The organism is Psychrobacter sp. NPDC077938 (genome assembly GCF_044542635.1).
Lineage (GTDB): Bacteria > Pseudomonadota > Gammaproteobacteria > Pseudomonadales > Moraxellaceae > Psychrobacter.
The window spans coordinates 206893-227649 of the sequence record NZ_JBITUW010000005.1 but is presented as its reverse complement, the minus strand read 5'-3'; the positions used below and the strand labels follow the sequence as shown (position 1 = coordinate 227649).

19 protein-coding genes are annotated in these 20757 nt (G+C 42.2%); 12 read left to right on the top strand and 7 right to left on the bottom strand.

The annotated features are described in order from the left end of the window. Window positions 1-234 precede the first annotated feature (234 nt). From ACIGBM_RS10355 to gmk, 5 genes are all read right to left on the bottom strand, one after another. Window positions 235-2523: a primosomal protein N' gene (locus tag ACIGBM_RS10355; RefSeq protein ID WP_397477695.1), complete on the bottom strand. Its 2289-nt coding sequence runs from the start codon at window positions 2521-2523 to the stop codon at window positions 235-237. Window positions 2524-2698: 175 nt separating this feature from the next. Next, the gene (locus ACIGBM_RS10350) at window positions 2699-3079 is read right to left on the bottom strand and encodes a RidA family protein (protein ID WP_057761400.1); all 381 of its coding nucleotides are present in this window, start codon (window positions 3077-3079) and stop codon (window positions 2699-2701) included. 113 nt (window positions 3080-3192) lie between these two features. Beyond that, window positions 3193-5391, bottom strand: a complete 2199-nt coding sequence (locus ACIGBM_RS10345) for a bifunctional (p)ppGpp synthetase/guanosine-3',5'-bis(diphosphate) 3'-pyrophosphohydrolase (protein ID WP_057761397.1) — start codon at window positions 5389-5391, stop codon at window positions 3193-3195. A gap of 339 nt (window positions 5392-5730) precedes the next feature. Further along, window positions 5731-5991, bottom strand: coding sequence for a DNA-directed RNA polymerase subunit omega (gene rpoZ / locus ACIGBM_RS10340; RefSeq protein ID WP_057761396.1), 261 nt, complete (start codon window positions 5989-5991; stop codon window positions 5731-5733). Window positions 5992-6155: 164 nt separating this feature from the next. Continuing rightward, on the bottom strand, window positions 6156-6782 hold the full coding sequence (gene gmk, locus ACIGBM_RS10335; protein WP_102091897.1) for a guanylate kinase: 627 nt from the start codon (window positions 6780-6782) through the stop codon (window positions 6156-6158). 373 nt (window positions 6783-7155) lie between these two features. On the opposite strand from gmk, the gene ispH reads away from it, so the two are divergent. The 11 genes from ispH to ACIGBM_RS10280 all read left to right on the top strand — a co-directional run bounded on the left by ispH (window position 7156) and on the right by ACIGBM_RS10280 (window position 17507). After that, complete coding sequence (gene ispH, locus ACIGBM_RS10330) at window positions 7156-8112, top strand: 4-hydroxy-3-methylbut-2-enyl diphosphate reductase (RefSeq protein ID WP_057761392.1); 957 nt, start codon at window positions 7156-7158, stop codon at window positions 8110-8112. Between the two features lie 53 nt (window positions 8113-8165). Next, complete coding sequence (locus ACIGBM_RS10325) at window positions 8166-8414, top strand: hypothetical protein (RefSeq protein WP_397477694.1); 249 nt, start codon at window positions 8166-8168, stop codon at window positions 8412-8414. A 54-nt stretch (window positions 8415-8468) separates the two neighbouring features. Beyond that, a complete protein-coding gene (locus tag ACIGBM_RS10320) occupies window positions 8469-9284 on the top strand; it encodes a thioesterase family protein (RefSeq protein ID WP_397477693.1) in 816 nt (271 codons plus the stop codon). 535 nt (window positions 9285-9819) lie between these two features. Beyond that, window positions 9820-11781 (top strand): molecular chaperone HtpG, encoded by a 1962-nt coding sequence (gene htpG / locus ACIGBM_RS10315; RefSeq protein ID WP_397477692.1) that lies wholly within the window; start codon window positions 9820-9822, stop codon window positions 11779-11781. 320 nt (window positions 11782-12101) lie between these two features. Then, window positions 12102-13583 carry a C13 family peptidase gene (locus ACIGBM_RS10310; protein WP_397477691.1) on the top strand — a complete coding sequence of 494 codons (1482 nt, stop codon included), beginning with the start codon at window positions 12102-12104 and terminating at the stop codon, window positions 13581-13583. Window positions 13584-13703: 120 nt separating this feature from the next. After that, window positions 13704-14594, top strand: coding sequence for an S-formylglutathione hydrolase (fghA, locus tag ACIGBM_RS10305; RefSeq protein ID WP_057761382.1), 891 nt, complete (start codon window positions 13704-13706; stop codon window positions 14592-14594). Window positions 14595-14859: 265 nt separating this feature from the next. Beyond that, the gene (locus tag ACIGBM_RS10300) at window positions 14860-15105 is read left to right on the top strand and encodes a TIGR03643 family protein (protein WP_397477734.1); all 246 of its coding nucleotides are present in this window, start codon (window positions 14860-14862) and stop codon (window positions 15103-15105) included. A 114-nt stretch (window positions 15106-15219) separates the two neighbouring features. Then, complete coding sequence (gene rpe, locus ACIGBM_RS10295; protein ID WP_057761380.1) at window positions 15220-15909, top strand: ribulose-phosphate 3-epimerase; 690 nt, start codon at window positions 15220-15222, stop codon at window positions 15907-15909. A gap of 210 nt (window positions 15910-16119) precedes the next feature. Continuing rightward, window positions 16120-16518 carry a hypothetical protein gene (locus ACIGBM_RS10290; RefSeq protein ID WP_397477690.1) on the top strand — a complete coding sequence of 133 codons (399 nt, stop codon included), beginning with the start codon at window positions 16120-16122 and terminating at the stop codon, window positions 16516-16518. Between the two features lie 144 nt (window positions 16519-16662). Next, the gene (locus ACIGBM_RS10285; RefSeq protein ID WP_057761376.1) at window positions 16663-16974 is read left to right on the top strand and encodes a hypothetical protein; all 312 of its coding nucleotides are present in this window, start codon (window positions 16663-16665) and stop codon (window positions 16972-16974) included. Between the two features lie 221 nt (window positions 16975-17195). Further along, window positions 17196-17507: a hypothetical protein gene (locus ACIGBM_RS10280; protein WP_101205798.1), complete on the top strand. Its 312-nt coding sequence runs from the start codon at window positions 17196-17198 to the stop codon at window positions 17505-17507. Window positions 17508-17693: 186 nt separating this feature from the next. On the opposite strand, the gene rpmG is transcribed toward ACIGBM_RS10280, so the two are convergent. Then, window positions 17694-17849: a 50S ribosomal protein L33 gene (gene rpmG, locus ACIGBM_RS10275; protein ID WP_010201403.1), complete on the bottom strand. Its 156-nt coding sequence runs from the start codon at window positions 17847-17849 to the stop codon at window positions 17694-17696. 128 nt (window positions 17850-17977) lie between these two features. Continuing rightward, window positions 17978-18214 carry a 50S ribosomal protein L28 gene (gene rpmB, locus ACIGBM_RS10270; RefSeq protein ID WP_057761372.1) on the bottom strand — a complete coding sequence of 79 codons (237 nt, stop codon included), beginning with the start codon at window positions 18212-18214 and terminating at the stop codon, window positions 17978-17980. A gap of 484 nt (window positions 18215-18698) precedes the next feature. Here rpmB and ACIGBM_RS10265 point away from each other — a divergent pair, with 484 nt between their 5' ends. Then, window positions 18699-20729 carry a hypothetical protein gene (locus ACIGBM_RS10265; protein ID WP_397477689.1) on the top strand — a complete coding sequence of 677 codons (2031 nt, stop codon included), beginning with the start codon at window positions 18699-18701 and terminating at the stop codon, window positions 20727-20729. Window positions 20730-20757 lie beyond the last annotated feature (28 nt).

Sequence of the window (20757 nt, the reverse complement as noted above, 5' to 3'; positions counted from 1 at the left end):
AAATTCGCTGATAGTTGCGTTCGATAGATGGTGCTTACTGATAAGTGACGTCTACTAATAAGTGATGCTTGCTATGACTATGGACAGAGAGAGTAGGCGTAGAGCCTTTTCCGCATACCATTTGATGGTTATAAATTTAACATAGCCAAGCATGAGAAGCTGTAACGACGAAGTAAACATGATGAGGAGATGAGTAGAAAGATATGCACCCATTTGTTGAGAACTGAGTGAGAACTACCAACCGACAGGATCAATATCCAAAGTAAGTTTAAGATATTTAGCGCTTGGTAGGGCAAGTACTGGCTGCCACCACTGTCCCAACACATGGTGCAATTGGCGGCGGTCTTTAGCCAATAGCAAAAGCTGAGCATGATAGCGACTGTTCTTTTTACTCATGGGCGCATCAATAGGACCGAGAACAGCGAGGTTATGAGCATTCGGCAAATGCGCAATAGCATCCTTGAGCGCTTGAGTGGTAGCTGCCAATGTTTTGCCTTCACAGCGTATCAATGCCGCATGTCGATAAGGAGGTAAGCCCATCATTTGACGCTCTTGCAGTAGCTCGCGTGCAAATGACAAGTAGCCGTCTTTGACCAGTTTCAATAGTAACTCGTTATCAGGTTGCAACGTTTGAATCAATACGCGGCCAGCTTTGTCACCTCGACCAGCACGGCCTGCCACCTGAATCATGAGCTGTGCGGTATGCTCTGGTGAGCGAAAATCTGCTGATAGAAATCCACGATCGGCATTGGGTAAGCAAACCAACGTGACATTGGGGAAGTGATGACCTTTGGCGACCATCTGTGTTCCGACCAATATGGCAGGGTTTCCTTTATTGATTTGCTCATAAATGTTTTCCCAACTGTCTTTGCGTCTTGTGGTATCACGGTCTATTTGAATAATCGGATAGAGCTCTTTGCTGGTTTGGGGGTTAGCAAAGATTGCGTGTAGATTTTCGCTGAGCCTTGTCGTTCCCATACCTTTGGCATCTAGATTTTGACTGCCACAATCAGGGCATACGGTAGGGATATAGGCTTGCCAATCGCAATGATGGCATTTCAAGTAAGAGTTGCTTGAATAACTGTTTCGCTGGGATTGGCCGTTATAGTGAACGGTCAGGTGAGCGTCACAGCGCGGACAATCTGCTTGCCAGCCACAAGCCTCGCATAATAGAACAGGCGCATAGCCACGACGATTCAAAAATATCAATACCTGATCACCAGCTTCTAGCGTTTGCCGTATCGCCCCGATCATGGCATCCGTCAGTCCTGTATCATAGCGTGCACCGTCATCTTGTGCTTGTTGATGAGTACTTTGCAAGCGAGCATCGATCAGCTGCATGGTTGCAGGCTTGGCATTACCTGGACGAGTAAGCAGTTGGTATTCTGATAGTTTGCCATCATCGACCAATTTTAAATGCTCAAGAGAAGGCGTGGCAGTACCGAGTATGACTGGGATTTTGTACTGCAAACCTCGATAGAGAGCGACATCAGCAGCATGATAACGTAACGTGTCTTGTTGCTTGTACGAGCCATCATGCGCTTCATCAACGACAATCAGGCCTAAGTCTGCGAAAGGATATAGCACAGCCGATCGTGTACCGATCACGATTTGTGCATGCCCCGTGCGGCAGTCTTGCCAACCTTGTAAGCGATGAGTGTTGGTCATACCAGAGTGTAATAGCACAATATGGGCGGCAAACCGACTGGCAAATCTTGCCCGCGTTTGCGGTGTGAGACCAATCTCTGGTACTAAAATAAGGACTTGTTTACCAGCCTCTAATACAGCTTGCATCGCTTGCAGATAGACTTCGGTTTTACCACTACCAGTAATGCCGTTGAGCAGAAAACCAGTATAAGTATCTGATTCATGGGCAGCAATAATAGCGTCGACAGCAAGTTTCTGCTCATCATTGAGATCAAGTGGCATTTTTGCCAGTTTAACTGGAGTAGGTGCTTGTTTTGGCTGAATATAGCGCTCGACTAACCCTTTATCTTCTAGCGTCTTTAAAAAGGCTCGTTGCATCCCTTCTAATAGCAATACATCTTCACTGGCGCCGTGCTGACCATGTAGCTTTAGCATATCGAACTGCTGCTTTTGTTTCTTGGCATTGGCTCGAAAATCATCATCAGTAATATGAGGCAAAATGCGCCAATGGGTAATCAGCAAGTCTAATGGTTTGCCTTGACGGACAAGACTTGGCAGGATAACTGCTAACACATCGCCAAGCGGATAGTGGTAATAGCGCGCCAGCCAGTAGGCAAGCTTGAGCATGTCCGAGTCCAAAATAGGCTCAGCATCTAGACATTTATTAATGGGTTTAATTTTATTAACAGGTACGCTGCTATCGTCTTGTGAAATATGAGCAATCACAATACCAATCAGAGTCTGACGACCAAATGAAACCTCAACACGGCTGCCGATTTGCGGTATCGCACTGTCTGGCAAAGCAAGCATATCAGCTGGTAAGCTATAGTCAAACACCCGATAAAGGGGAACGGGCAGAGCAACTTGTACCAACATAAACGGCTTCGCAGTCTTATTAGGTGAATATGAGATCAGAATAATAGAACGGAGACCAATAAGCTTAGCATGATGCTAAGCTTATTGTGGTATGACTTATAGACTGTTGCTAAAATTAGCACCTAATAATAAGCGCTTAAAAGTTAGCACTGAATACTAAGCATTCAATATCGTCTTATTCGATATAAAGAATAGACTCAATTTCTACCACGCCACCTTTAGGTAGAGCAGCTACTTGGACGGCAGCGCGGGCAGGGTATGGCTCGCTTAGATTGGCGACAAACACTTCGTTCAAGACAGCAAAATCACTCAAGTCAGTCAAAGATACATTGAATTTGACTACGTCATTTAGACTGCCACCAGCGGCTTCACAGATAGCTTTGATGTTTTCAAATACTTGCTCAGCCTGTGCTTTAAAACCTTCTCTTAGCTCCATCGTGTCAGGATCAAAACCAAGCTGACCTGAGATATAGACAGTATTGCCGACTTTTACAGCTTGTGAATAAGTGCCGACCGCTGCAGGTGCTTTATCAGTTTGGATGGTTTGACGAGTCATGGGGTATCCCTTTTATATTTTATGTGAGTGATTCATTGCTACTAGAATAGCAGTTCTATTTTAGCTATTTGCATCACGACTATATCAGTGATACAAATCAGCAAATGCGCTTATTATAATTGATATAACCGTATAATGTTAGGGAAACCTAGCAACGAGCGTAGTTCGCGAATACCCTGTGCTAAGTGGTTGCGACTACGCACCACGATATGAATGATGGTGTCAGTATTGCGAACATCAACGGTTTCAACACCCATATTGAGCTGGCGTAAGTGATAAATAACTTCACTGATTTGCTCGTCACTAAGCGCAATAGAGAGCTTTAAATAAGCAGGAAAACGAATCTTGCCGCTGTTTTTTAGGTCATGTTCACCGATGTCACCTTGTTTGACTGCATTGTCATTGCGCCAACGTAACTGGATCACCTGATAAGGATTGTCTTTGCGGATATCGTCCAGTGAGAAACACTTATGACGATGAACGACCAAACCATGACGCGATAAATGCCCTACGATAGGGTCGCCATATATTGGATGACAACAATTGGCAAAATCAAGCTCGACGCCAGCAGCATTTGCAATCAGCTGTTGCGGTTGGGTCATATCATCGCTATGTACTTTCGCCTGTAGGTCGCTCAGTTCATCGCTAAATAAACGTGTCACGACTAGCTGAGGAAGTAGCGTACCTGAGCTTATTTGTTCAAATAACGCATCTTTTTCTGTCAGACCGCGCCATTCAGTCAGGTCTTTCCAATCAGCATCTGTCAAGTCATCAAAACTTTTCTGATGCGTTCGGAGTGCACGATCTAAGGCTTGCCTGCCATGGTGTTGTTTGTCAGCGACAGACAGGTCTTTGAACCAACGTAAAATCTCTTCACGAGCTTTGTTAGTCACTACAAATCCCAACCACTCAGCTTTTGGTTCTGAATGGCTATTCACTTCTATCTCAACGGACTGTCCGTTTTTTACCACGGTGCCAAGTTTTGCAGCTTTGCCATCGATATTTGCACCAACGGCAACGTTACCAATCATAGGACCGACCGCGTAGGCAAAATCTAGCGCGGTTGCACCCTGTGGAAGCTCGTAAGCACGCCCTTGAGGACTGTAACAAATGATTTTACTAGAGTGCAAATAATCCATCAGCTCATTAATAGTAGAGACTGCCGCTGAGAAATCAGGACTATTTTCATTCAGATTGTCTTCATCGACCAAATCTTTCATGTTGCGCAATGACGCTTGGATAACCGATTGACTCACATCAGATGCGTGCTCAGCCCCGATGACACCAAGTCTCGCGGCGCTCTGCATTTGCTTGGTCAATATAGTGACTTTTACCACATCATTGTCACGCTCATAGATGAGAGTCAGGGATTGGTTACCGCCTGGTAGCGGACGACGAATATTATCCGCAATATGGGTATCATCAATCTGATATTTTTTGATCAAATAATAGGCCAGCTTGTCACATGCTTCGATATTGTCGAGGACGATTTCAAACGCGTAGTGACGCAATAGCGCATTAATCTCACCGCGATTGCGGAAAAACTGACGATATATCACCACGCGATTGTCTAATACTTTGACCAGACCATTGAGATCCAAGTTGTTTAGCACGATGCTTAAATAACGATGAATGGACTCTCTTTGAAAGTTTCTTCCAAGCCCATGCTGTAGCAGTTTGTCAGACAGCTTGTTGTACATATCAGAGTCTAAATTGCGATAACACAATACTTCGATATAGTCAGCAATATCATTCAGACCCATTAATCGGGCAAATGGCACATAAAAATCCAAGGTTTCTTGAGCTGTAGTGCGCTGCTTCTCAGGACGTACTGCGTCAAGCGTAGACATATTATGTAGACGGTCAGCAAGCTTGATAATGAGTACACGCGGGTCAGCAAGGGTGGCGGTCAGAATTTTATGAAAGGTGGCTGCTTTATTCTGCTGCTTGTTATGTGAAGATGACTTTAGCTTAGTCACACCATCGACCAGTCTTGATACAATTTCACCATAACGCTGCTTGATTTGCTCATCACTAACTTCGGTATCTTCGACCGTATCATGCAAAATTGCTGCAATGATGGTATCTCGATCTAAGCGAAAGCCCGCTAGTATCTCAGCGACAGCGATTGGATGCGTGATATAAGGTTCCCCTGATTTGCGCTTGTCTTTAATGTGCGCAATATCTCCGAACTCACAAGCATCAACAATATCACGGCGCTCAGCAGCAGTGAGATAACCTACCGAACGTAGTAAATTATATTGAGCATCATCGACGAGGTGATGACTGAGTTTGGGTAGGGTTTGACTCATAAAATAATGATCCTATTTTCCATGACCTACTTGTTGGGCCACTTACCGAAGCAAATGGAAGCTAAATAATGACCTACCATACAAAACTTAAGGATGAGTACGCCATTCTCTAATTAATCGCAAATCGCTTTCAATGTCAACTGATAAGCGTGTGGGCGATGAAAAAATTTCACTCAGTGGTCTATTTTGGGGATAAATGGTGACCAAAATAGCCAATACATTATTATTACAACCAAAAAACCACAGCCTATGCTGTGGTCTCTATAGTTGATCAAGATGTGTATTTATTTTATAAAAGCGCTATTGGCTCTATAAAATACATCTTATCAAAACAGCCTACTAGAAGCTGTGGTCGCCTGACAATGCTAAATCTAATGAGCTAGTAGCAAAATTATGCTCTGGCTGATTTAGGATGTCGCGTGTGATTTTGCCAGCGGCAATTTCACGTAGTGCCAATACTGTAGGCTTGTCGTTATCAACGTCAACCAACGGCTCGGCAATACCTTTGGCCAATTGACGGGCGCGTTTGCTTGCGACCAAAATTAGCTCAAAGCGATTATCAACATTATCCAAACAATCTTCAATCGTCACTCGTGCCATAAATAGCTACCTCGGTTGTTTTTATTAGTAACGGACCTTGCCCGCCACTCAATAAAAATAATATCAAAAATATAAAGGGGAATAGCTAAATATTATAGCATTTTTTGCCAAGTCGCGTAGTTGCTTTTTATATCTACTTACGAGATTAGCTGCTTGTGCTTAGTTTACTCTTCTACCTGAGTGTTTAGCAAGTTGCTAATCGTGCGATGATAGCGCTGCTGCTGACGACCAAGTGTCTGCCTGTCGGCCACGATGATGGCTTTTAGCTCAGCTAAGGCTACATCAAAATTATCATTGATCACTACATAGTCAGCATTCACGTATTGTGCCATTTCGGTGACCGCGCCAGCTAGACGGCGCTCTATAACTTCTACAGAATCCTGCGCGCGGGTTGAGAGACGTTGACGTAATGTCGCAATGCTAGGTGGTAGAATAAAAACCATAATGGCATCGGGAAAAATATTTCTGATTTGCGTCGCGCCTTGCCAGTCAATCTCCAAAATAACGTCGATACCCGCCGCTAGTTGGGTACGGACACTTTCCTCTGACGTGCCATAATAGTTACCAAATACTTCAGCATGCTCTAGAAATAGACCTGCATTGATACCATTGGTAAAACTATCGGTATCTGTGAAATGATAGTGCTGACCATCAATCTCGCCTGGACGCGGTGCGCGAGTGGTATGAGAGACGCTGACAGTCAAGTCATTGGTGGTAGCAAGCAACTGCTTGACCAGTGAGGTCTTGCCAGTACCTGAAGCGGCAGTAACGATGAATAATGAACCTGTCATACAATTTATCCTAATAGAAGGTGTCTTGGTAACTTGTAAAATGTATCGTAATAAATGCGTGTTGATAAAAGGTTAAGCAGTGCCTCAGTCAAAAACAAAGACTGGAAAAAATAAAAAACGCCATCATGTATGGCGATAGAAATTATAATAGATGCATTATTATAAACTGCTTTTATACAAGTTAAAGCTGGTTTTGCAATATGTCGTAAGCATGCTGAGGTTTGCCTATAAAATATTGCTATGAGCAGACAGCTATTTTAGAGAGCGATAAAAGCAAATTATGCTAAAGTAGAGCATTGATTTCGCCCTAACTTTTGAATAAAAAATTCAAAAATACGTTTTAACTATAAATTATCCAATGATAGGCCTTTTTATGCAAATTTATCTTGCCAATCCCCGTGGATTTTGTGCTGGTGTGGACCGTGCAATTGCGATTGTTAATGAAGCATTGACACGTTTCGAGCCGCCTATTTATGTCCGTCATGAAGTTGTGCATAATAAGTTTGTGGTGTCAGACTTAGCCAATCGTGGTGCGGTATTTGTTGAAGAGCTTCATGAAGTACCAGACGGCTCTATCGTTATTTTCTCCGCTCATGGGGTCTCTAAAGCAGTCGAAGATGAGGCTGAGCGCCGAGATTTGACGGTGTTCGATGCGACATGCCCGTTGGTAACTAAAGTACATATCGAAGTGGCAAAGTTCGCGCAAGATGGTATGGATGCAGTATTAATTGGACATGCAGGACACCCAGAAGTCGAAGGCACGATGGGGCGTTTCAATCGTCGCCATGGTGGGCAGATTCATCTGGTCGAAGATGAAGGTGATGTGGCCGCATTGACTGTACAAGATGCTGAACGCTTGGCATTTGTGACTCAGACAACTTTGTCGATGGATGATACTGCGCGCGTTATCGATGCGCTGCGTGAAAAATTTCCTAGTATCCAAGGCCCTCGCAAAGACGACATTTGCTACGCCACTCAAAACCGCCAAGATGCGGTAAAAGATTTGGCCAGTCGCTGTGAAGTAGTTTTGGTAGTTGGTTCGCCAAACTCATCAAACTCCAATCGCTTGCGTGAGCTGGCTGAGCGTATGAATTGCCGAGCGTATTTAATTGATAACGCCAGTGAGATGGATAAGCGTTGGTTAGATGGTGTGCAGAGTATTGGCGTGACCGCTGGTGCATCTGCGCCCGAAGTGTTGATTCAAGAAGTATTGCAACAGCTGCAAGACTGGGGTGGCGATCTGCCTAGTGAGCTATCTGGTATTGAAGAAAATGTGACGTTTAGCCTGCCGAAAGCTTTGCGGATACCTGTTACTCAGGTTGGTAAGTAACTAATATTCGTGTTTGTATTTGTATGAACTATCATTGATATGGATAAGGTCGCATGAAAGAACCAAAAGCCAGATTTGTATTGGCAGAAGCCCCGATCGCTGAAGTCAACAAGCAACTAAAACTCAATATGCTAGTGATGGCAGCAGTGGTTTTCGTATTGTTTATGAATATCATGAAGTTTATGGCAGATAAAAGCTTTTTCTACGCGATGCTCGCAGTAGTCATGATCTGTTTGTTATTTTTCTTACAAAAAGCTCGCCGTATTCTCACGCTAAGAAAACAAGAGCTTACCCACAAATAAAAAGTACAAGCCTAAATAAAAAATACAGATGAAAGTACCAAATATAGGATAGCTATGACTGCTTATTACAAATTTATTAAACGAGAATTACAAGAAGACGGTGTCAGTGTGGCGCATTATCAGCCAACCAAGCATGCTCAAGGTGCTTGGAATGAGCATGAGCAGCACATGGCGCCAGCAACAGGCCTATTAACAGCCGAGATTAACAGCTTCGCGCCACAACCTAATACCCGTATCGCACGTGTGAGCCTCGATATCTTGGGTCTAATACCGCTTGACGATTTTACTATCACTACTCGCTGTATCCGACCGGGTAAGACTATTGAGCTGGTCGAAGCAGTCATGAGTAGCCGTGGCCGCGATGCTATCATTGCAAGAGCGTGGCGACTGATTACTCAAGATACCAGCGAGATTGCCGGACTTGAAGATCAACCAGCAGAATACAAACCTGAAGAACTACCAGTTTGGGAAGGTATGAAAGGCTGGCCGGGCGGCTTTATTGAGAGCGTACGTCTAGTAGCGACAGAAGACCGTCGTGCTGGTCACGGTATGGTATGGATTACCAATGATCTCGACATGGTAGAAGGCGAGCCGACTGATGACTTGGTGCATCTGTTAGGTATGGTCGATACTGCCAATGGTGTTGTACCAAGATTGGGTCTTGGTTTATCTAAGTTAGAGTGGATGTTTCCCAATACTGATTTGCAAATCCATATGCATCGCTCGCCAAAAGGTCGCTGGTTGGGTATCGAGGCTGTACAACAATATGGCGATGATGGTATCGGACTGACCAGTGCGGTATTGCACGATGTACATGGGCCGTTTGGTCGTAGCGAGCAAATCCTCACCATTCGCCCGATGCCACGTTAAAAGGCTAAGAGTCAGTCATTTTATAGTTTTGAAAAATGAAATGATACGTTGTAATCAATTAATTATACAAATATTGTAGAAATGGTTTTAATAGTAGCTAACAAGACAATATTACTAAAAAGATAATATTACTAACAAGCCGATGTTAATCGACATAGAGGTTACTATGAAAACCCATACTCAATTTTCAAAAAAGCTGACGACTCTCTGGGATATATTGATAGAAGCATATTCAGAATAGTTGCTGTTGTTTGCGCGTTGATTGCTACATCAGAAAATAACCAAGCAAGTGAATAACCGAGCAAGTGAATAACCGAGCAAGCAAATAATTGTTACCAGAGCACCGCCTTGATAAACAAGCGCGGTGTTTTTTATTGAATAAAGATTTTGAGCTTGAATTTTTTCTCAATGCCCCTATTAGTATAGACAGTTTAACGGTATTGCATACGGCAGGTTATCTAACATTATGAGAACGGCTTTAGTGAGTATATCGTTATCTGATAATAGGTCTTTCATAGAATTTAAAGGAGTTTTTATGAGTGAAGCAACTCAAGCTGAAGGTCTGAATCCAGAATTAAAAAAACATACGTTCGAAGCGGAAGTGGCGCAGTTACTGCATTTGGTAACGCATTCACTATATTCTAACGCTGATATTTTTGTCCGCGAGTTGGTATCTAATGCGTCGGATGCTTGTGATAAGTTGCGCTTTGAAGGCACAAATGATGATAGCCTTTATGAAGATGATGGCGAATTAAAAATCCGCATCGCTGTCGATGAAGCCGCCAAAACTATTACCTTTACCGACAATGGTATTGGTATGAACGAAGCCGATGCAATCGAAAACTTAGGTACGATTGCTAAATCAGGCACCAAGGCGTTTTTGGACAAATTGTCTGAATCACAAAAGCAAGACGGTCAATTGATTGGTCAGTTCGGTGTTGGTTTTTACTCAGGTTTTATCGTGGCTGATACCATCAGTGTCGAATCACGTAAAGCGGGCGAGCCTGCTGATAAAGGCGTGCGCTGGGTATCAGATGGTACTGGTAGTTTTACTGTTGAACCTATTACCAAAGACACACGCGGTACGGCGATTACTTTGTACTTAAAAGAAGAATATAGCGAAGGCGAAGATAATTATTTAGATCGCAGCAAAATCAAGCGCTTGGTTAATAAATACTCTGACCATATCAGCTTGCCGATTCAGATGCGTAAAGAGATCTGGCAAGAAGATGTAAAAGAAGACGAAAACGACGACACGCCTGCTGGTGGCCAGATGGTACTCACTGATGAGTGGGAAACAATCAACAAAGCCAGTGCACTATGGACTCGCTCAAGCTCTGAAATTGAAGATGATGAGTATGTCGATTTTTATAAGAATATTTCTTATGACATGGATGCGCCGCTTACTTGGACGCACAACCGTGTAGAGGGTCGCGTACAGTATACGCAGCTACTATATATTCCTAAAAAAGCGCCAGTCGATCTATACACTCGTGAGCAGCAGCATGGTCTAAAGCTATATGTGAAGCGCGTTTTTATCATGGACGAAGCTGAGCAATTGCTACCGATGTATTTGCGTTTCGTGAAAGGTGTGATTGATTCAGCAGACTTGCCATTGAACGTGAGCCGTGAGCTATTACAAGAGTCACGTGATGTAAAATCTATCCGTGATGGTAACGCTCGCCGTATCTTGACCTTACTCGCAAGCCTTGCTAATAGCGAAGACAGTGACAAGCAAGAGAAATTTGCCCAGTTCTATGCAGAGTTCGGTGATGTCATCAAAGAAGGTTTAGGTGAAGACGCAGGCAATCAAGAACGTATTGCTAAGCTATTGCGTTATGCTACCAGCACCCAAGACGGCTTAGTGACAAGCTTCGAAGATTATAAAGGTCGTATGAAAGATGGCCAAAAAGCCATCTATTACCTCACCGCTGATAACCTAGCCGCTGCGAAAAACAGCCCGCAACTTGAGCTATTTAAGAAAAAAGGCATCGAAGTTATCTTGATGACCAGTCGTGTTGATGAGTGGGCAATGAACTTCTTGACCTCATTCGATAAGACACCGCTGCAAAACATCGCGAAAGGCGCAGTAGACCTAGGCGACTTGCAGGATGATGAAGAAAAAGCGGAAGCGGAGAAAGCCCAAGAAACGCTAAAGCCTGTTGTTGATAAACTAAAAGCTGCATTGGGCGAGCGTGCTAAAGACGTCAAAGTGTCTACTCGTTTAGTCGATAGTCCAGCTTGTTTGGTCGTTGGTGAAGGTGAGCTATCACCACAAATGATTCAGATGCTACAGCAAATGGGTCAGGACGTACCAGCAAGTAAGCCAACGCTAGAAGTAAACCCTGATCATCCACTCATCAAGAAGCTTGAGAGCAGTGAGCAGTTTGATGATCTGGCGCAAGTCATTTTTGATCAAGCATTATTGGCAGATGGCGGTCAGCTAGACGATCCAGCCGCTTACCTAAAACGCGTCAATGAGCTATTGATGAGATAATGTTTAGTAATGAGTAAAAAAGGGAGGCTTTATATAAGAGGCCTCCTTTTTTATTTGAATTTTTGGCCGAATTTGAGTGAATTTTACAAATCAGCCTTATCCTCTTAACCGACAATCCGTTACAATCGCGATAGATTAGCGAGCTAAAATATTAAGCAGTGCTAGTCATCTTCTATAATCACTCCATCGTGAATTCAATATAAATCGATGTCTGCATGCTGTACAAAAAATCGTCAATTGATTGCACCGCGCGGCTGTTACATTAAGATAATTATCATTGAGTCATTTTATTTTTCTCGACTGGCTAGAGGTCTAAGTCTTTGTCACTTACGTCGTTAAAAACCGTCTCGCTTCAGCGTTTTTCGCTCAATTTCGCTGCCAATATTATTGCAACCTTATGGATGCTGGTGGGCTCAACACGGGCTTTTTCTTGGGTTAAACCTACTTTTGTACAGTTTGCCGTATTTGCACTATTGGCGCTTGGTAGCAATGTCTTATTTTCATGGTTAGCTGCTGAAAGTGGCAGCATATTTAATGAGCAAGGATTGGTCAGTTATTTGATCTGGCCGATGATTATTTTGCTTGGTGGTATCATTTTGGCTCGGCGAGCCAGCAACCAAGCATTGGTATTTGTACCAGTAGTACTGTGGTTGGTCGCTGATACATTGTCAGCCCTATTACAGAGCTTGGTGCAGTTTTTTGGTAGCTATGGTTGGTTGCCAAATTGGAGTTATTCGTTCTTACCAGTACTGTTTTTAGTATTGTTCTTATGGCAAACGCTAGCGTTACTTTGGATATTTTCCCGACGTCTGCGTATACCATGGTGGGAGCGAATCATTGTATTGGTTGGCGCGGTAGCGTTGCTGACCATTTGGCAGCGTAATGTTGCAGATCAGCCGATCTTTAAGCAAATACCTGTAGAGCCTGTATTAGAAGAGGCGGCACTGTATCAGCAGCCACGTCTATTACAGCAAGCATTGGATAGTATAGACCCAAGTATCGATGGCAAAACCGACTGGTACTTTATGGGAGTCGCAGGATTCTCTGATCAAAACGTCTTTCGCTCTGAGATTAACAAGGTGCGCGAGCTGTTTGATGTACGCTTTGGTACTAGCGGGCATTCACTATCGCTGATTAACAATACTTATAGCTGGTTAGACGAACCAATTGCTACTAAGACCAGTATTTTGCGCGGCTTAAAGAAAATCGGTCAGCAGATGAACGCTGATGAAGATGTATTGTTCCTGACGTTGTCTTCACATGGTAACCAAGATATCGTTCAGTTGGCAAATCCACCGCTTGCGATGGATAATTTAGATGCCACATGGTTGCGTGAGGCGCTCGATGCGTCTGGTATTCGCTGGCGCGTGATAGTGGTGTCTGCTTGCTACTCAGGTTCGTTTATTGACGAGCTGGCATCGCCAACCACGGTAGTGATTACTGCATCAGCCGCTGACAAAGCATCGTTTGGCTGCACCAACACAGCTGAGATGACCTATTTTGGCCAAGCGTTTTTTGCTGAAAGTCTACGAGGGAATACCAGTTTTGAGTCGGCTTTTAAGGATGCCAGTATACGGGTCAATGAGCGTGAGAGCGCAATGGGCTTTGAGCCATCAGAGCCGCAAATGGTGATTGGTAGTTTAATGGAGACGGCATTGCCTGCGTTTGAGCAAGTATTGTTTGATAAGGCGCGCCCATCCGTTGCTAGTATTACAAATAATGCTACTTCTACAACGGTTAATATTCTACCTGACAGTGCTACTAGTATATCGGTAGACGAAGTAGAGATAGCTGCTGAATAGCTGAATAAATATAAAGTATGATTTGGCATTTAATAAATGCCAATATCAGATCTACTATTAGATGATGAGCATTTATTAAACATTGTCATTGGTTCTATTTTGAATAAAAGGATATCACTCATGCAAAATTCCTATAGTCATAGTTTATCTACCAATAAACAGCTTACCCAAAAAAGTGTGAATCGTTGCTTTAACGGTGAGCAGCATTATTATAGTCACGAGTCGACATCTACCAAAACCTCTATGACGTTTAGTATTTATCTACCTGATGAAGCTTTGGCTGGACGACGTTGTCCTGCGATATTGTATTTATCAGGTTTGACATGTAATGCCGATAACGTCACTCATAAAGCGCATTTTCAGCAAAAATGCAGCGAGCTTGGTATGATACTTATCGCACCTGATACTTCGCCCAGAAGTAGTGAAGACAGTGATGTACCAAACGACGATCGCTATTTTGTCGGTCAAGGTGCAAGCTATTACGTTGACGCGACCCAAGCGCCGTGGTCAGACAACTTTAACATGCAAAGCTACATCGTCGATGAGCTATATGACTTACTACGTTCAGAGTTTCCCATTCACAGCATCGGTGTCACAGGACACTCAATGGGTGGTCATGGTGCGTTATTGCTAGGGTTTAAGTTCCCAAGCAAGTTTGTCAGCGTATCGGCTTTATCGCCAGTATGTGCGGCGAGTGAGTCTGCATGGGGGCAAGCTGCCTATACAGAGTACTTCGGTGATGATAAGTCTCTATGGGCGCAAGCCGATGCCTCACAAATGATTGAAAAGGTTGGCCAGCAATATTCGAGCATTTTGGTTGATCAAGGCGCAGCTGATAATTTCTTAGCAGAAGGTCAGCTACAGACCTCTAAACTACAAGATGCTTGTGCAAAAGCCAAACAGCCCTTAACATTACGCTACCAAGCGGGGCATGACCACAGCTATTATTTTATTCAGACGGTGATTAATGATCATATCGAACATCATTGGCATATGGCTCAAATGAGCTAAGATGCCCTGCAGATGACCGTGATACATTTTTCGCTATTCCATTCATGCTCAACAGGTAATTTTTATGGCAAGTTATCAAGATTTGACCGCTTCTAATCCAAAGAATAAGTCAGCAGATACGAGCTCTACAAAAGCGACTATGCAAGCTGATATGGATGCTGCTCTACAAAACAAACAACGTAGCAATGATTATAATGATGAAGTGTCTCAAGCTAAGTCAGACGAGCTGATTGCAAAAACCGTCAATGACGCTGGTGATAGAGTAATTGATGACGTGCAAATATCTCGTGTGATAGAGATGGCATGGGAAGATAGAACGACATTCGGTGCCATAGAGCATAGCTACGGTCTCGATGAGACTGGGGTTATCAAGCTCATGCGCCAAGAGCTAAAGCCGTCATCTTTTCGCTTATGGCGTCAGAGAGTAAGCAATCGTGCTACCAAACATGAGGCAAAGCGCTCTTTCGAAGTTGGCCGCGCTTATTGTAAAACTCAATATAAGCAGCGCTAAACCACTAAGTATTTAGCATCAATATATAAAAGGCTCTCAGCATATGTGAGCCAATTATAATTTCCTTTTTAATTTATTAATATCTTATATAAACATGAATTAGGTAGCTCAATTATGAACAGTCCTGCTAAACCTTATCTTATTGCACCGTCGATACTCTCAGCTGATTTCGCGCGGTTGGGCGAAGAAGTGGAGAAGGTACTAGAGTCGGGTGCCGATGTGATTCATTTTGATGTGATGGATAACCATTACGTACCCAATTTGACGTTTGGTAGCATGATCTGTAAGGCGTTGCGGGACTACGGTGTTGAAGCGCCAATTGATGTGCATCTGATGGTTTCACCTGTCGATAGTATGATTGAGCAGTTTTTGGAAGCGGGTGCTAGTATCATTACCTTCCATCCTGAAGCCAGCGCTCATATCGATCGCTCACTTCAACTGATCAAAGATGGCGGCGCAGAGTGTGGCTTGGTATTAAACCCAGCGACACCATTACATTATCTTGACTACGTCATGGATAAAGTAGATCAGATTTTATTGATGAGTGTAAACCCAGGCTATGGTGGGCAGTCGTTTATCGATAGTACTTTAGATAAAGTCCGTCAAGTCCGTCAGCGTATTATTACTAGTGGTCGAGATATTCGATTGGAAGTTGATGGCGGTATCAAAGCCAGCAATATCCGTGCGATTGCTGAAGCGGGCGCTGATATGTTTGTCGCGGGTTCTGCGATTTTTAATCAAGAAGATTATAAAGCGGCTATCGATGAGATGCGTGCAGAGTTGCTATTAGCCAACAACAGCTAGCAAGTTTGGTATGGTTAATAAACGCTATTAGCCATACAACAATGATATTAAGATGTGCTGTATAACTTATGACTATATAGTTAATTCCATATAAAAGAGCGACAGCGTTAACCGCGCTTGAAGTATCGCATTACATCTGCACTCAGTTGCCTTGTATCTCTTTTAAATTGAATCAACTATATATAACGGTCAGTCGCGTAAAGGTGAAATATGGACACAAACAATTTTAGCAGTTCAACAGAGCCTTCTGAGCAAGTAAACTCTCATGAAGCGTTGAATCAGCAAGCAAGGCAATCACTTGATAGTGAAACACCGCAGCGCAGTTTGGTACCTAGAGGCATTACCATTGGCTTAGCGATGTTTGCACTGGTACTTAGTTTGGCAGGCTATGGCTTTCGCCTGATGGTAGGTGATGACGTTGAAACCGTACTGCGTCACGCTGCGGTCATTGTGCCTGCATTTATGCTAGGTATACCGCTGTTTTTTTGGGTAGGCTCTCGCATACTCAATAAGGTTAAAGGTCTGCATATCGAGAGTTGGAATGCGATTAGTTTGGGCTATTTGACTTCTTGTATATCGATGCTATGGCTGATGGGTACTTATAGTTAAGTGTTTCCGCTGTAGATGTAAGGCTTCTTCGCACCTGTATTGTTTATTCGCGCTTATATTGTTTATTCACGCCTATATAATGTCGTAATATTTTATATTTTTTAATCATTAAGCCATGTCCTACAAGCATGACTGGAATTTTATATGAGAATCGTACCAGCCAGTATTGCTAAAATTATCTATCCTAAAGACTTACCAAATGGCTTATTTACCAGCTTAATTATCGCTTGTTTGTTAATGGGGTTGGCGTCACTACGTCACGGAACCGATTTACAAGGTTGGCTAAATGTCATTGAAAACTGGCTGCTTATGCTGCTGATATTGCCTACTGCGACGGCCACTGTTGCACTGCCATTTAAGTATCGTGATCCTAGCCTTGAGTTAAAGCTGGTTTATTATCTTGGAATGTTTGTGGCCTTCTTATTTACATTAGGAAAGTTGCGTTATTGGCACTAATATATACAAACGACATGGCATTCAAGTTTGCTTTTATAGCGAAGACTTATGTGACAGCCCTTGAATTCCAGTGTTAAAGCGTCCATTGTATGAGTAAGACAGATTTACCCGCGTTACTGTAAGATGATAGATTTGCCGAATGAGTTTGTTTTCAATAAATAACTGCTTTGCAATGACCAGTTTCTCTACCAGTACTAAACGGGATAATAAGGAACACATTAATGCCATACGATATCGATAATGATATAGAAGTAGATAACGAGAGTAGCGATCAGTTTGCAGGATTTGCCAAAGAAACCACGTTAGAGTTGGTGGAAGCAGATGATGGTAGATTGTTGTTGCGTGATGCTGAACAAGACGAAGCGCCGCTGATGACTATCGATTTTTCTGACAAGTTAAAAGAACTACTTGGTAGCGATACTCAAGCCATTGGTCAACATATGATTCACGCTGCGATTCAGGTCATTATGCAAAAGCAAATGAGTAAGTGGCATGCGCACGTATATGATAAAGAGCCGACACATTACAGCTAATCTTTGGTTATTTTTGGGTACCAGTCAAAGTAAATGACTGAAGGCGTAGCTTAGCAATATGAAGCGCTTAGCAATATGAAACTACAGCCATAAAAAAAGGGTTTATCAATTGATAAACCCTTTTTTTGTTCAAATAACTTCTTTATAGAAAGTATTTATAAAAATGCCTTCTACAAATGATGGCAGTTATTTGATTTTAGCTTCTTTAAAGATCACATGCTGGCGTACTTTTGGATCAAACTTTTTGATTTCCATTTTGCCAGGCATAGTGCGCTTGTTTTTAGTAGTGGTGTAGTAATACCCAGTACCAGCTGTTGATACTAATTTAATTTTATCTCTCATGATAGCTTTCCTGTAAATGAGGGGTCTTCAAACGATAGGTACGTGTCTCAAAGAGTGAGTTGCCACAATTGATGTAGCAAAACAGCAGCCTAAATGATGAGAGTCATCATTCAGCTGCTATTTTTAACTTAAACTTTTTGACCTTGTGCGCGTAGATCCGCTAACACTTTATCGATACCAAGTTTGTCAATGATGCGCATACCTTTGGTAGACACACGTAGACGTACAAAGCGGTTTTCAGACTCTACCCAAAAACGATGGTTGTGAAGGTTTGGTAGAAAGCGACGACGGGTTTTGTTGTTTGCATGCGAAACATTATTACCCACCATAGGGCGCTTTCCAGTCACTTGGCAAACTCGAGACATGGCGAACTCCTAATCTATGAGGTATGAGTTTTTCTCATACCAGTCTGGGCAAGTTGCACGTTTTTGCGGCATGGACACAGCAAGCGGCAGCTTTGCACCAAACAAAACTATATGAAGGTTGAGCTGGTTTTGCTGCTATCTAAAGGCAAATAACAGGCTGACCAATTCAGAAAATTTTAAAGCCGACATTTATACCATAAAACAGATGAATACTCAAATATTTTTACAATAACTGTCGAATTAAAGGAGGGCTATTATACCCTGAAATGAGCGCTCTATGTTGTTGATTGTTTAATAGTAAAGATTAATTTTTAGTTGTAAGTTATAACAAAAGTCAGTAAAGTTGCTGTTATATATTTAATACAATCTGTTAATACACTGGTATTACTGTAAATCTATGTATCATTACCAATCTCTTTTGATTCTAGGTAATGATTTTTTGCTTATTTGCTCAGATAAATTACTGCTCATGCGGAGTTAAAACATGTCATATACATCCCTGCCCACTTCTAAGTTGTTTCAATTAACAGCACTCACATTATCATTAGCCCTAGCGGGCTGTGGTGGAGGCGGTGACGGTACTGATACTATCGCGCCGGAACCTGATACGGGTGTGCAGCAACCGGGTACAGGTGAAGATACAGGCTCTTCCACTTCTAGTGCAAGCGAAATATATATATCAGCCGAGAAAAACCAGCTGCTAACAGGTAGTGATAAAACTACTGTTAATATCAGAGTTACTGACAAAAATGGTGGTATTGTTAGTAATATCCCTGTAAGTATCAATATTGCAAATGCTGCTCTATACGGTTTATCTTTGAGCAGCACTTCCAACCAAGTCACTGATGAACAGGGCTTGATTGCTGTTGAATTGCTACAGAATACAGTAGGTATAGACTCACAGTTAAATCATGAAAGTTTATTAACTGTCGTGGCTAATGAAAACAAAAACTCAATCCAACAAACACTTCCTATTCTAGTTTCTGGCACTAGTACGAGTAATGTTGTTTCTTCCAAGAATTTGGTAGAGGCAGGCGACAACTTTAATGTATCTGGACAAATTTTAGATGGTGCAACTAAACCTGTTATTAATGCTGATGTTGTTCTATATAACAATGATAAGGAAGCAGGGATAGGTAGAACAGATAATGATGGTAAATTTATTTTTAATTTAAATGCTTCTAACTTGGAAGTATCAGATGTTGGTTATCTATTTAGTATTGAGGTTAAAGGAACTGAGACAAGTCAAAGAATTCCCGATATTTTAACTGTAGTATCAGCAAGTAGTTCTAGTATGAGCTTTTCGGAAACTGATGATATTATCGTTGGTAATAAACAAAGAATCACTCTGAATGTTCCAAATGCCGTAGATGGTGACATTGTATATTTATCGACCAATAAAGGTGAACTACTTGCCTCTCTTAATGAGGCCCAAGGTAGCTCTCGTCGTGGTTTTAATGTTTTAAATGGAAAAATCGACTTCTATATCGATTCTAACGTACCTGGTACAGCAACTATAAGAGCAGAATACAATAATGAAACTAAAGAAACCCCGCTAAGCTTTGTCTCTGTGGAGCCTACTAAACTGCTTCTACAGATTGAACGTGCTGTGGTAAGTGTTGGTGGTTCAACTTCAGTAATAGCGAGAGTCTTGGATAAAAATGACGCTCCTGTAAAAAATGCTATCGTGCAGTTTACTACTATTAGAGATGCATCAGGTGGAAGTTTGGGTCAAGGTTTTGCTTATACTAATGATAGTGGTATAGCTACAGTTGTTTATAATGCAGGACAAAACCCAACCAGTACAAATGGTGTCACGATTAAGGCCCAAGTACAGTCAATCAAACTGCCAAATGGTCAAGAAAAGGCGGTCAATACCATTTTGGATACTTCCGAAGTTACTGTTCAAACCAAATCTACATACATTAGTTTCGCTTTTGCTGATAAAGTATCTTCCGACGATAGTGAAATATACTACTTCCGTAATGGATCTGTTAGTGTTCTAAATAGCACTGGTAAGCCTGCCATAAATCAAAAAGTATCTATAAATTTGATGCCACACAATTACTTAAAAGGTTATTTTGATATTGTAAGAAACAATATTTTTGAAACAGATTTTTGGCAGCAAAATGCAGTTACCTGCGAGAATGAAGATAAAAATAGTAATGGTATTTTGGATCCGAATGAAGATTTTAATGGCAATGGACAGCTTGATCCTGTTAATGTAGCAGCAGTACTAAATAGTATTGGTCAAACGGTTGATTCTAGTCAGAGCTTTAATTTCATAACCGATGATTCTGGAAGAGTCGACTTTTCTATACGTTATCCAAAGCAATATGCCAATTGGTACAGAGCTAAAGTTGTTGTAAATACACGAGTAGATGGTAGTGAGTCACAACAATCTAGGGTGATAGATTTCCCAGCATCAGTAGATGATATTGATATTGGCATACCGCTACGTCCAAATACGAACAGTCCTTTTGGTACTGATCTAAGTTGTTCTAGCTCTATATAGCTCTCAATATAACTGAAAACTATAAAAA